8 protein-coding genes are annotated in these 13,042 nt (G+C 71.9%); 7 read left to right on the top strand and 1 reads right to left on the bottom strand.

Translation table 11 applies throughout. The annotated features are described in order from the left end of the window. The first annotated feature begins 71 nt into the window (after positions 1 to 71). The gene (gene ggt, locus ASC56_RS24710; protein WP_199836056.1) at positions 72 to 1,868 is read left to right on the top strand and encodes a gamma-glutamyltransferase; all 1,797 of its coding nucleotides are present in this window, start codon (positions 72 to 74) and stop codon (positions 1,866 to 1,868) included. A gap of 15 nt (positions 1,869 to 1,883) precedes the next feature. Here ggt and ASC56_RS24715 read toward each other — a convergent pair whose 3' ends face one another. Beyond that, positions 1,884 to 4,613, bottom strand: a complete 2,730-nt coding sequence (locus tag ASC56_RS24715; RefSeq protein ID WP_234377052.1) for an ATP-dependent Clp protease ATP-binding subunit — start codon at positions 4,611 to 4,613, stop codon at positions 1,884 to 1,886. A 441-nt stretch (positions 4,614 to 5,054) separates the two neighbouring features. Between ASC56_RS24715 and ASC56_RS24720 the strand changes: the two genes are divergently transcribed. The 6 genes from ASC56_RS24720 to hydA all read left to right on the top strand — a co-directional run bounded on the left by ASC56_RS24720 (position 5,055) and on the right by hydA (position 13,037). Further along, positions 5,055 to 6,554, top strand: a complete 1,500-nt coding sequence (locus tag ASC56_RS24720) for a hypothetical protein (protein WP_055493724.1) — start codon at positions 5,055 to 5,057, stop codon at positions 6,552 to 6,554. Between the two features lie 185 nt (positions 6,555 to 6,739). After that, on the top strand, positions 6,740 to 7,582 hold the full coding sequence (locus ASC56_RS24725) for a nitrilase-related carbon-nitrogen hydrolase (protein ID WP_055493725.1): 843 nt from the start codon (positions 6,740 to 6,742) through the stop codon (positions 7,580 to 7,582). Further along, positions 7,579 to 8,862, top strand: a complete 1,284-nt coding sequence (locus ASC56_RS24730; protein ID WP_055493726.1) for an aspartate aminotransferase family protein — start codon at positions 7,579 to 7,581, stop codon at positions 8,860 to 8,862. The genes ASC56_RS24725 and ASC56_RS24730 overlap by 4 nt, the downstream gene beginning before the upstream one ends. A gap of 68 nt (positions 8,863 to 8,930) precedes the next feature. Further along, positions 8,931 to 10,490 (top strand): PucR family transcriptional regulator, encoded by a 1,560-nt coding sequence (locus ASC56_RS24735; RefSeq protein ID WP_055493727.1) that lies wholly within the window; start codon positions 8,931 to 8,933, stop codon positions 10,488 to 10,490. 151 nt (positions 10,491 to 10,641) lie between these two features. Next, positions 10,642 to 11,484, top strand: a complete 843-nt coding sequence (locus tag ASC56_RS24740) for a nitrilase-related carbon-nitrogen hydrolase (protein WP_055493728.1) — start codon at positions 10,642 to 10,644, stop codon at positions 11,482 to 11,484. Between the two features lie 149 nt (positions 11,485 to 11,633). Beyond that, positions 11,634 to 13,037: a dihydropyrimidinase gene (hydA, locus tag ASC56_RS24745; protein WP_055493729.1), complete on the top strand. Its 1,404-nt coding sequence runs from the start codon at positions 11,634 to 11,636 to the stop codon at positions 13,035 to 13,037. Positions 13,038 to 13,042 lie beyond the last annotated feature (5 nt).

Here is a 13,042-nt window from a genome sequence, read left to right on the forward strand (position 1 = left end):
TGTTCGATGGGACTGACGGGACCATGGCAATGCGGTTACGCTGCGCTGACGGTTGTCGACTGGAGGTACGAATGCGTCGCCCTGTCGCGCGGAATCTTGCGGTGTTGGCGGTCTCGGCCGCCGTGGTGTCGGTGGGAGCGGCGGCACCGCCGTCGTCCGCTCCGGCACGGGAGAAGGTGCCCGTGGCCGTCGGCTACGGGGGAGCCGTCGCGAGCGTCGACGCGGACGCCTCCGCCGCCGGTATCGAAGTCCTCAGGAAGGGCGGCAACGCGGTGGACGCGGCCGTCGCCACGGCAGCCGCGCTCGGTGTCACCGAGCCCTACTCCGCGGGCATCGGCGGAGGCGGCTACTTCGTCTACTACGACGCCAAGTCCCGCACGGTGCACACGATCGACGGCCGCGAGACCGCCCCGCTGTCCGCGGACTCCCACCTCTTCGAGGAGAACGGCAAGGCGCTCGCCTTCGCCGACGCCGTCAGCAGCGGGCTGAGCGTCGGCACCCCGGGCACGCCCGCCACCTGGCAGAAGGCGTTGGACGAGTGGGGCACCGAGCGGCTCCGCACGGTCCTGAGGCCGGCCGAACGGATCGCGCGCAACGGGTTCACCGTCGACGACACCTTCCGCTCGCAGACCGCATCCAACGAGACCCGCTTCCGGTACTTCCCGGACACGGCCAGGCTGTTCCTGCCGAACGGCGCGCTCCCCGTCGTCGGCTCCACCTTCAAGAACCCCGACCTCGCCCGCACCTACGAGGAGCTGGGCCGCAACGGCGTCGACGCGATCTACCACGGTGACCTCGGCCAGGACATCGCCGCCACCGTGAACAAGCCGCCGGTGGACCCCGCGTCCGGCTGGAACGCCCGCCCGGGCAAGCTGTCCGCCAAGGACCTCGCGGCGTACCGGACGAAGCTCCAGGCGCCGACGAAGACGTCCTACCGCGGTCTGGACGTCTACTCCATCGCGCCCTCCTCCTCCGGCGGCACCACGGTCGGCGAGGCGCTCAACATCCTGGAGCGGACCGACCTCTCCAAGGCGAGCGAGGTCCAGTACCTGCACCACTTCATCGAGGCGAGCCGCGTCGCGTTCGCGGACCGCGGCCGCTGGGTCGGCGACCCCGCCTTCGAGGACGTGCCGACCAAGGACCTGCTGTCGCAGAAGTACGCCGACTCCCGCGCGTGCCTGATCAAGGACAACGCGGTGCTCACCAGCCCGCTCGCGCCCGGTGACCCGCGCCACCCTGCGGCCTGCGCCGACCGGGGCACGGCGGCTCCGACGACGTACGAGGGCGAGAACACCACGCACCTCACGGTCGCCGACAAGTGGGGCAACGTCGTCTCCTACACACTCACCATCGAGCAGACCGGCGGCAGCGGTATCACCGTCCCGGGCCGGGGCTTCCTCCTCAACAACGAGCTGACGGACTTCTCCTTCACGCCCGCCAACCCGGCCGTCCACGACCCGAACCTGCCCGGCCCGGGCAAGCGTCCGCGCTCCTCGATCTCCCCGACGATCGTGCTCGACAAGCAGGGCAGGCCGGTCGTCGCGCTCGGTTCGCCCGGCGGAGCCACCATCATCACGACCGTGCTGGGGACCCTGACCGGGTTCCTCGACCGGCACCTGCCGCTCGTCGACGCGATCGCCGCGCCGCGCGCCAGCCAGCGCAACGCCGCACAGACGGAGCTCGAACCCGGCCTCTACAACAGCGATCTGCGGACACAGCTGGAGGCGATCGGCCACTCCTTCAAGTTGAACCCGGAGATCGGCGCGGCCACCGGTGTGCAGCGGCTGCCGGACGGCAGGTGGCTGGCCGCGGCGGAGAAGGTGCGGCGCGGCGGCGGGTCCGCCATGGTGGTGGACCCGACGCCGTGACCGCCGGCAGGCGGCCTACTCGGGAGGGGACTCCTGGTCCCCTTCGGGGCGGGCCGTCTCGCCGCCCTGCACCGCGGGGGGTTCGGTCTCTCCGCCCGGCCGAGTGGGGGGTGCGACGTCCCTGGTGGCGGCGTCCGCGCCCGGCTCCGGGGGAGCCCAGGCCTCAGCCCTCTGCTCCGCCGGAGGGGCGGCCGCCCCGGCCGCCGCCTTCGGAGCGGGCGGCTGGGTGCGGTAGACGAGCTGCCCGTCCTCCGCGTCCACCACGACCCGGCCGCCAGGCTCGATCTCGCCGTCCAGGAGCAGCCGGGAGAGCCGGTTCTCGACCTCCCGCTGGATGGTGCGGCGCAGCGGCCGGGCACCGTACTCCGGCTGGAAGCCGCGCTGCGCCAGCCAATCGACGGCCCGCTCGGTGAACTCGATGTCGATGTCCTGGGCGTGCAGCCGACGCCGTGTCTTGTCGAGCATCAGGTCGGTGATGCGCCGCAGTTGTTCGGACGTCAGCTGCCGGAAGATCACGATCTCGTCGATGCGGTTGAGGAACTCGGGCCGGAAGTGCTCGCGCAGCGGACGCAGGATCTGCTCGCGCCGCGCCTCCTCGTCCGCCTCGGGGCCGCCCGCCCCGAACCCGATGCCGGCGCCGCGCCGGGTGATCGCCTCGGAGCCGAGGTTGCTGGTCATCACGATGACCGTGTTGGTGAAGTCCACCGTGCGGCCCTGGGCGTCGGTGAGCCGGCCGTCGTCGAGGACCTGCAGCAGGATGTTGAAGACGTCCGGGTGCGCCTTCTCGATCTCGTCGAGCAGCAGCAGCGAGTACGGATGCCGCCGTACGACCTCGGTGAGCTGCCCGGCCTCCTCGTGGCCGACGTATCCGGGCGGGGCGCCCACCAGGCGGCTGACGGTGTGCCGCTCCTGGTACTCGCTCATGTCGAGGCGGACCATGCGTTCCTCGCTGCCGAACAGCGCCTCCGCCAGCGCGCGGGCCAGCTCCGTCTTGCCGACGCCGGTCGGACCGAGGAAGAGGAAGCTGCCGATCGGACGGTCGGGGCTGGACAGTCCGGCGCGTGAGCGCAGCACCGCGTCGGCGACCGCGCGGACCGCCTCGTCCTGCCCGATGACCCGCTGGTGCAGATGCTCCTCCAGGGCGAGCAACCGTTGCTTCTCCTCCTCGGTGAGCCGGCTCACCGGGATGCCGGTCAGCCGGGAGACGACCTCGGCGATGGCCTCGGCGGTGACCTCCAGATGCTGCCCCTCGTCGGCCTCGGTCTCGCCGGAGGCCTCTTCGATCTTCTGCTTCAGCTCACCGATACGGTCGCGCAACTGCGTTGCCTGCTCGTACTGCTCGTCGGCCACCGCCTGGTCCTTGTCCCGGGTCAGCTGCTCGACCTCGCGCTCCATGGCCCGTACGTCCGTGCCCTTCGTCCGGGCGCGCAGCCGCACCCGGGCGCCGGCCTGGTCGATCAGGTCGATCGCCTTGTCGGGCAGATGGCGGTCGGTGAGGTAGCGGTCGGACAACTCCACCGCCGCGATCAGTGCCTCGTCGGTGTAGCGGACCTGGTGGTGGGCCTCGTAGCGGTCGCGCAGCCCGCGCAGGATCTCGATGGCGTCCGCGACGGTCGGCTCGGGTACCAGGATGGGCTGGAAGCGCCGGGCCAGCGCCGTGTCCTTCTCGATGCGGCGGTACTCCCCGAGCGTGGTGGCGCCCACGATGTGCAGTTCGCCGCGGGCCAGGGCGGGCTTGAGGATGTTGCCCGCGTCCATGGAACCGCCCTCCGTGCCGCCGCCCCCGGCACCCACGACGGTGTGCAGCTCGTCGATGAAGACGATCAGCTCGTCCGAGTGTGCGCGGATCTCGCCCACGATGTTGTTGAGCCGCTCCTCGAAGTCGCCCCGGTAGCGGGTGCCGGCGACCACACCGGTCAGATCCAGGGCGACGACCCGGCGGCCGAGGAGGATGTCGGGCACGTCGCCGTCGGCGATGCGCTGGGCGAGCCCCTCGACGATGGCGGTCTTGCCGACGCCCGCCTCGCCGATGAGGACCGGATTGTTCTTGCCGCGGCGCGAGAGCACCTCGATGGTCTGCTCGATCTCGTCGTCCCGTCCGATCACCGGGTCGATACGGCCCTGACGCGCGAGGTCGGTGATATCGCGGCTGTACTTGTCCAGGGTGGGGGTCCTGGTGGCACGCGGTCGTTCTGGGCGCGCCTGGGTGGCCTCACCCGCCTCCGGCTGCGGGGCGGCGGGCGCGAAGTGGGCGGAGTGGAGGATGTGCCCGGCCGCCGAGTCGGGATTCGCCGCCAGGGCGCTCAGGACGTGCTCGGGGCCGATGTAGCCGGCGCCGCTCGCGCGGGCCAGTTCGTGGGCGTCCAGCAGGGCGCGTTTGACGGCGGGCGTCAGGGAGAGCGAGGTGGGCGGCGGCGCTTCGCCCGAGGTCTGCCGGGGCGGGCCGGAGCGCTGGTCGATCTCCGTCGCCAGCGAGTCGGGATCCGCCCCGGCGCGGCTCAGCAGACTCCGGGTCGGTTCGGTGGCGAGCGCGGCGCGCAGCAGGTGCTGGGTGTCGAGATCACGGCTGCCGTGCTCGGCGGCGTACTGCGCGGCTCCGACGACCAGCTGCCGGGCCGGCTCGCTCAGCATCCGGCCGAGGTCGATCTGCCGGGGACCGGGACGCTGTCCGCCGAAGATTCGTGCGAAGTACTCTGCGAAGGGGTCCGGGCCGTAGCCCTGCGGACCGTTGAACCCGCTGGTCATGGCCATCCGTTCCGGCGTCCCGGCGGGGGGCCCGGGACACGCTCGTTGATCGACGTGGCGGTTGCCGCGAGTGCCCCTGGGGGGCCCGGTTACACCCGTGAGGCGGCTGGCGCCCGTAGACCACGATGGCACGATCCCCTGCGGGGGGCATGTCCAGGCACGCCGTCGCCCACGTGCTGGATGGCGTCGGGCGACTGCGGTGCGCGTCACCGTGCCGTGAGGATCCGCGGGCCCCTCCGCGTGATCGCCACCGTCGCCGGGCGGTGCGCGCCGGCCGCCGTGTGATCGGGGCGCGTCCCGGCCGGGCCCGGGGAGCGCACGAGTCCCGCGCGCTCCCGTTGAGCGCTCCGCGTCCCGTCTGAAAGCTCGCTGTAGCCCATCTGTAACACGGCTGGTGTTGTCTACCGGACCGGAGGACTTCACTCGGGCGGGAGCTGGGCGATGGCTGTGGATCAACTCCCGGGACGGATGCGGGAGTTCGCGAGCTACCTGAATGGGCTGCTGGCGCGGCTCGACCAGGGCGACGGCTGGTGCGGAGTGTTCTGGCAGCGCGACCCCGACGGCATGCGGGCCTGCCGCGACGGCCGGGAGGTGCCGCCCTGGGACGTCGTGGAGGCGCTCCTGCGGGACCTCGCCGCCGCATACGGACCGGCGACCGCCGCGCGGGAGGCCGAGCGGGCCAGGCCGCTGCACGGTGCCGCGCTCGACGCGTACGACGCCCGGCCCGGCGGCCGGGACGCCCTCGGCGACCGCCTCGACGTGATGCTCCGCGAGAAGCGGTACGCGGCGGAGCGGACGACGGACCTCCGGCGTCGGCTGGAGGCGGCCGCCAACCGGGAACAGGCCGAGTCGCTACGCCTCGACCTGGCCTGGGCCCAGGACGACCACCAGCGCGCCACGGCCCGCTGCGCGGAACTCCGCCGCCGAATGGAAGCCCTCGACCACCACGCCCTGCGCTCCCCGGCGCAGGGCGTGGTGGCATCCGGGACACCCCGGGCCGGGGACGTGCGGGGGACCGGCCCTCGCCCCGAGGTCCCTCGGCCCGGTGCTCGGCCGGCCGGCGCTCCCACCGCGCCGCACGCCCCGGCCTCCGGAGAGCCCGCCCGAGGTCGCGAACCCTCCGCCGAAGCCTCCGTGTCTCCCGCCCGCTCCCCAGAACCCCCCGCCCCGTCCCCAGAACCCCCCGCCCCGTCCCCCGAACCCCCCGCCCGGCAGCGCTCCAAGCGCCGTCCCCGAGGCAGTGCCCGTTTCGCCGGTGCGATGGACGTCCCGGACGTGCCCCCGGCCGATGCGCCCGCGCCCGCGCCTGCGCCCGCTCCCAGCCGTCGCAGCCTCCGCGGCGCCCGGTTCGCCGGGGCGGCGGCCGAGGAGCCTCAGACGGCGCCCCAGCCGCGTCGCGAGGCCTCCGACGAGGCGGACCGGCGGATCACCGCCGACACCGTCGCCACGCTCGCCCGGCTGCGCGCCCAGGGCCGTAGCGGCGAGGCGCACGCCCTGCTCGTCGAGGCCGCCCAGTGGCCCGCCGCGCGTTACCCCCTGCTCGCCGCCGAACTCCACCGCGCGGGCCTGGACGCCGACTGGGCCACCCTGCTGTGGGAGGCCGCATCCATGACCGTCGACCGGCTGGTCGCGGCCTCGGACGCCCTCATCGCCGCCGGCCGTACCGCCGACGGTGAGCAGATGCTGCGCCAGGGCGTCCTGCGGCCGGCGGACGAGATCGGCGCGGCCGTGCTGGGGCTCGACGCCGACGGCCGACACCGCGAGGTGCGCGCCCTCCTCGACGCGTACGTACGCATCCGCCCGCCGGAGGAAGCCGCCCGCAGTGCCGTGGCGGACCCGCAGCGGCTCGTACCGCTGTTGCTGGAGGCGGCCCGTGGGGTCTCCGACGAGCGGCACTGGGATCTTGTGCACGCCCTCCGGGTGGCCGGATTCACCGCCTGAGCGGTCCACCGACAATCGGACCACTCGCCCACGGGGGTGCGAAACCTGATCGACTTCGCGGGTTAACGACGATGGTCTTGGCAAGGCCGTCCCCGAGGCTTACGTTCGAGCCTCTACCACCTGTGTCTACGGGCGTAGAGGCTCTCTGACGTCCCTACCGGGACAACAGGCAAAGGAGCGGCACCATGGCCCACGTCGTACGCGCCGCACTGGTCCAGGCGACCTGGACCGGCGACACGGAATCCATGATCGCCAAGCATGTGGAACACGCCCGTGAGGCGGCCCGGCAGGGGGCGAAGATCATCGGCTTCCAGGAGGTCTTCAACGCCCCCTACTTCTGCCAGGTCCAGGAGCCCGAGCACTACCGTTGGGCCGAGCCCGTGCCGGACGGCCCCACGGTCACCCGTATGCGGGAACTGGCGCGCGAGACCGGCATGGTGATCGTCGTCCCCGTCTTCGAGATCGAGCAGTCCGGCTTCTACTACAACACCGCCGCCGTGATCGACGCGGACGGCACCTGTCTCGGCAAGTACCGCAAGCACCACATCCCGCAGGTCAAGGGCTTCTGGGAGAAGTACTACTTCAAGCCGGGCAACCTGGGCTGGCCCGTCTTCGACACCGCGGTCGGCAAGGTCGGCGTCTACATCTGCTACGACCGCCACTTCCCGGAAGGCTGGCGGCAACTCGGCCTGAACGGCGCCCAACTGGTCTACAACCCGTCCGCCACCTCGCGCGGCCTGTCCGCCTACCTCTGGCAGCTGGAACAGCCCGCGGCCGCCGTCGCCAACGAGTACTTCGTCGCCGCGATCAACCGGGTGGGCCGGGAGGAGTACGGCGACAACGACTTCTACGGCACGAGCTACTTCGTCGATCCCCGCGGGCAGTTCGTGGGGGAGGTCGCCGACGACAAGGAGGAGGAACTCGTCGTCCGCGACCTCGACTTCGACCTCATCGAAGAAGTGCGGCAGCAGTGGGCCTTCTACCGAGACCGCCGCCCCGACGCGTACGAAGGACTGGTGAAGCCGTGACCGACCTCCACGCCCGCCACAAGGCCGTCCTGCCCGACTGGCTGGCCCTGTACTACAAGGACCCCCTGGAGATCACCCATGGCGAGGGCCGCCACGTCTGGGACGCCGACGGGAGGAAGTACCTCGACTTCTTCGGCGGGATCCTCACCACCATGACCGCGCACGCCCTGCCCGAGGTCACCAAGGCGGTGACCGAGCAGGCCGGCCGGATCCTGCACTCCTCGACCCTCTACCTCAACCGGCCGATGGTCGAACTCGCCGAGCGCATCGCCCAGTTGAGCGGTATCCCGGACGCCCGTGTCTTCTTCACCACGTCCGGCACCGAGGCCAACGACACCGCGCTGCTGCTGGCGACCACCTACCGGCGCAGCAACCAGATCCTGGCGATGCGCAACAGCTACCACGGCCGCTCGTTCAGCGCGATCGGCGTCACCGGCAACCGCGGCTGGTCCCCGACCTCGCTGTCACCGCTGCAGACGCTGTACGTGCACGGAGGCGTCCGCACCCGCGGCCCCTACGCCCACCTCGGCGACGCCGAGTTCATCGCGGCCTGCGTCGAGGACCTGAAGGACCTGCTCGGGCACACACGGCCGCCCGCCGCCCTGATCGCCGAGCCCATCCAGGGCGTCGGCGGCTTCACCTCCCCGCCCGACGGCCTGTACGCGGCCTTCCGCGATGTGCTCCACCAGCAGGGCGCCCTGTGGATCGCGGACGAGGTGCAGACCGGCTGGGGCCGCACCGGCGACCACTTCTGGGGCTGGCAGGCTCACGCCGCTTCGGGTCCGCCCGACATCCTCACCTTCGCCAAGGGCATCGGCAACGGCATGTCCATCGGCGGGGTCGTCGCCCGCGCCGAGATCATGAACTGCCTGGACGCCAACTCCATCTCGACGTTCGGCGGCACCCAGATCACCATGGCCGCCGGCCTCGCCAACCTCACCTACCTGGTGGAGCACGACCTCCAGGGCAACGCCCGGCGTGTCGGCGGACTGCTCATCGAGCGGCTGCGGGCCGTCGCGGCGCAGCTCCCGGTCGTACGGGAGGTGCGCGGGCGCGGCCTGATGATCGGCGTCGAGCTGGTCAGGCCCGGCACGGACGAGGCCGACCCGGACGCGGCTGCCGCCGTGCTGGAGGCCGCCCGTGAGGGAGGTCTGCTGATCGGCAAGGGCGGCGGCCACAACACCAGCGTGCTGCGCGTCGCCCCGCCGCTCACGCTCACGGTCGCGGAGGCGGAGGAGGGCGCCACGATCCTGGACCGTGCCCTCAGGAGCGTCCAGTGACGAGCCGCATCCCGGGCAGCGCCGTCCTGAGGTGTCTCCCATAGGAACCTGAGCAAGGGAACGTCGCCATGACCACCGTCTTGGAACCCGCCCTGTCGGTACGCCAGGTCCTCACCCTGGACCGGGTGCTCGCCGGAGAGCCCGAGGTGGTGGCCGGCGCCGGGCACCTCGACCGGCCGGTGCGCTGGGTGCACGTCGCCGAGGCACCCGACGTCGGAGTCATGCTCAGCGGCGGCGAGATGGTCCTGACCACCGGGGTACTGCTCGCCGGTGACGAGGACAAGCAGGCGGAGTACATAAGGTCCCTGCACCGCGCGGAGGCCGCCGCCGTCGTCCTCGGACTCGGCCGTGCCTTCCCCTCGCCCCCGGCCGTGATGCGCCGCGCCGCCGAGCGCTGCGGGCTGCCCATGGTGGTCCTGCACCGGCCCTTCCCCTTCGCCGAACTGACCGAGGAGGTCCAGTCCCGGCTGGTGCGGCGGAAGTTCGCGGCCGTGAGCCTGTCGGAGTCCGTACGCACGGCCCTGACCGGGCTCATCACGGCGGGCGCCCCGCTCCAGCGGCTGCTCGACGAGATCGCCGTGCACGCGGGCTGCCCCGTGATCCTCACCAACCTCGCCCACCGTGTCCTCGCCACGGCGGGCGAGCGGTCCGCGGTCGACGACGTACTGCGCGACTGGGGGCGCATCGCCCGGCAGGCGGGCGGCAGCGAGGGCGACGGCTGGGTCCGCGCCGAACTCGGTGGGCGCGGCGAGCGCTGGGGCCGGATCGTACTGTGCGGCCATCGCGGCGAGGGCCCCATCGGGCGCCTCCTCGCGGAGCGCGCCGCAGAGGCCCTGGTGCTGCACCGAATGCTCGGCGGCACCGCGCACTCGTGGGAGGAGCAGTCCGCCCAGAGCCTGCTCACCGACCTCGTCTCCGGGGCCGTACCGGCCCGCCAGCTTCTACCGCGGGCACGCGCGGCCGGGCTGCCCGTCAACCGCCGTACCTTCGTGCCCCTCGTCGTCAGCGACGGCGAGGCGGCCGGGCTCGACCGTGTGCTGCGGCTGCTGGGGCTGCACGGACTCGTCGCCGAACTCGCCGACGGGGCCACCGCCGTCCTGCTCAGCCTCGCCCGCGACCAGGACGCCCAGGCGCTGACCGCGCACTTCGCCGCCCGGCTGCGGACGGAGTCCGGGGCGTGCGGGACGGTCGTCGCGGCTGCCGACCCGCGCGCCGCCTGGGAGGACGTGCCGGCCGGGCTGCGCGAGGCCCAGCATGTGGCGGACGCCGTCGCCGACCATTCCGCCGCGCTGGACCTCCCTGCCGTCGTACGCCTCAGGGACGTCCATCTGCGCGGTCTGATCAGGCTGCTGCGCGACGACCCGCACGTGCAGTCCTTCGCCGAGCGGGAGCTCGACGGGCTGCTGTGCGGGCGTGACGCCGAGCAGGAGCTGCTGCCCGTGCTGCGGACCTATCTGGCCACCGGCCGCAACAAGTCCCGCACCGCTCAGCTCCACCACGTCAGCCGTCCCGCGCTCTACCGCAGGCTGGAGGCCATCGAGGGCCGCCTCGGGGTCGACCTCGACGACTTCGAACAGGCCGCCTCCGTGCACATCGCGCTGCTCGCGCACGACGCCCAACAGGGGTGAAACGCCGTGGAAAAGAGCGGGAAACCGGTGCGTACGGGGCGGGGTGACACCGTGGAACGCGAGGCGCCCGCAGACGTGACACGGTGCGACTCAAACCGGCCCGACCGGCTTCCTAAGCTCGCCGGACACCGAGCCACGACCGGAGGTCCCGATGAGCAGAGTGATCCGTGCCGCCGTCTTCCAGACCGCCTGGACCGGCGACAAGGAATCGATGATCCAGGCCCACGAGCAGGCGGTACGCGACGCCGCCGCGCAGGGTGCTCAGGTCCTGTGCTTCCAGGAGCTGTTCTACGGGCCGTACTTCTGCCAGGTCCAGGACCCGGCGTTCTACGAGTACGCCGAGCAGATCCCGGACGGCCCGATCGTCAAGCGTTTCCAGGCGCTGGCGAAGGAACTGGGCATCGTGCTCGTCCTGCCCATGTACGAGGAGGAGCAGCCCGGCGTGCTCTACAACACCGCGGCGGTGATCGACGCGGACGGCTCGTACCTCGGCAAGTACCGCAAGACCCACATCCCCCAGGTGAAGGGATTCTGGGAGAAGTTCTACTTCCGCCCGGGCAACTCCGGCTGGCCCGTCTTCGACACCAAGGTCGGCAGGGTCGGCGTCTACATCTGCTACGACCGCCACTTCCCGGAGGGCTGGCGGGCGCTGGGCCTCGCGGGCGCCGAGATCGTGTTCAACCCGTCGGCGACCTCACGCGGTCTGTCCGGCTATCTGTGGCAGTTGGAGCAGCCGGCGGCGGCCGTCGCCAACGAGTACTTCATCGGGGCGATCAACCGGGTGGGCGTCGAGGAGTACGGCGACAACGACTTCTACGGGACGTCCTACTTCGTGGACCCGGAGGCCCAGTTCGTCGGCGAGGTGGCCAGCGACAAGGAGCCCGAACTCGTCGTCCGCGACCTGGACATGGCGAAGCTACGGGAGGTCCGCGACCGTTGGCAGTTCTACCGGGACCGGGCGCCGGGCGCGTACACGCCGCTGACCGCGCCGTGAAGGAGGCCGGCCGCCGCGCCCCCGAAAGGGGCGCGGGGCAGCGGTCCGACACGCGGCTCCGCCGCGTGGGCGCGACCAGCCAGCAACCACCCGCACTGTCCGACCGCACCCCAGCGGAGCGTCCACGCAGGTAAGGGAGCAGAGGGAGCATGAGCAGCCGTACCGTCATCCGCGGTGGCCTCGTCATCACCGCGTCCGACGAGATCCACGCCGATGTCCTGATCGAGGACGGCCGCATCGCCGCCCTCGCCGCGAGCGGCACCCCGGCCGCCGAGGCCTTCACGGCCGAGCGGTCCATCGACGCCACCGGCAAGTACGTGATCCCGGGTGGGGTCGACGCCCACACCCATATGGAGCTGCCGTTCGGCGGCACCTTCGCGTCCGACACGTTCGAGACCGGCACCCGGGCCGCCGCCTGGGGCGGGACGACGACGATCGTCGACTTCGCGGTGCAGAGCGTCGGCCACAGCCTGCGCGAGGGCCTGGACGCCTGGCACGCCAAGGCGGAGGGCAACTGCGCCATCGACTACGGCTTCCACATGATCGTCTCCGACGTCAACCAGGAGACGCTCAAGGAGATGGACCAGTTGGTCGAGGAGGGCGTCACCTCCTTCAAGCAGTTCATGGCCTACCCCGGCGTCTTCTACAGCGACGACGGCCAGATCCTGCGCGCCATGCAGCGCTCCGCCGAGAACGGCGGTCTGATCATGATGCACGCCGAGAACGGCATCGCGATCGACGTGCTGGTCGAGCAGGCGCTGGCCCGTGGCGAGACGGACCCGCGCTACCACGGGGAGGTCCGCAAGGCCCTTCTGGAAGCCGAGGCCACCCATCGCGCCATCAAGCTCGCCCAGGTCGCGGGGGCGCCCCTGTACGTCGTGCACGTCTCGGCGCAGGAGGCGGTCGCCGAGTTGGCCAGGGCGCGCGACGAGGGGCTCAACGTCTTCGGCGAGACCTGTCCCCAGTACCTCTTCCTGTCCACCGACAACCTCGCCGAGCCGGACTTCGAGGGCGCCAAGTACGTGTGCAGCACCCCGCTGCGGCCGAAGGAGCACCAGGCGGCCTTGTGGAAGGGCCTGCGCACCAACGACCTCCAGGTGGTCTCCACCGACCACTGTCCGTTCTGCTTCGTGGGCCAGAAGGAGCTGGGCCGGGGCGACTTCTCCAAGATCCCCAACGGCCTGCCCGGCGTCGAGAACCGTATGGACCTGCTGCACCAGGCCGTGGTGGACGGGCACATCTCGCGCCGCCGCTGGATCGAGATCGCCTGCGCCGCCCCGGCACGGATGTTCGGCCTCTACCCCACCAAGGGCACCGTCGCCCCGGGCGCGGACGCCGACGTCGTCATCTACGACCCGCACGCCGAGCAGGTCATCTCCGCCGAGACGCACCACATGAACGTCGACTACTCGGCGTACGAGGGCAAGCGCGTCACCGGCCGGGTCGAGACCGTCCTCTCGCGCGGCGAACCCGTCATCACCGAGCGGGAGTTCACCGGACGCGCGGGACACGGCGTCTACACCCCCCGCTCCACCTGTCAGTACCTCAACTAGGAGTG

Source organism: Streptomyces sp. TP-A0356 (assembly GCF_001417775.1).
Classification (GTDB): domain Bacteria; phylum Actinomycetota; class Actinomycetes; order Streptomycetales; family Streptomycetaceae; genus Streptomyces.

Coding starts and splice junctions, on each gene's coding strand:
- ASC56_RS24720 (WP_055493724.1), top strand. CDS start 5,055: ATGGCTGTGGATCAACTCCCGGGACGGATGCGGGAGTTCGCGAGCTAC.
- ASC56_RS24725 (WP_055493725.1), top strand. CDS start 6,740: ATGGCCCACGTCGTACGCGCCGCACTGGTCCAGGCGACCTGGACCGGC.
- ASC56_RS24740 (WP_055493728.1), top strand. CDS start 10,642: ATGAGCAGAGTGATCCGTGCCGCCGTCTTCCAGACCGCCTGGACCGGC.
- ggt (WP_199836056.1), top strand. CDS start 72: ATGCGTCGCCCTGTCGCGCGGAATCTTGCGGTGTTGGCGGTCTCGGCC.
- hydA (WP_055493729.1), top strand. CDS start 11,634: ATGAGCAGCCGTACCGTCATCCGCGGTGGCCTCGTCATCACCGCGTCC.
- ASC56_RS24715 (WP_234377052.1), bottom strand. CDS start 4,613: ATGACCAGCGGGTTCAACGGTCCGCAGGGCTACGGCCCGGACCCCTTC.
- ASC56_RS24735 (WP_055493727.1), top strand. CDS start 8,931: ATGACCACCGTCTTGGAACCCGCCCTGTCGGTACGCCAGGTCCTCACC.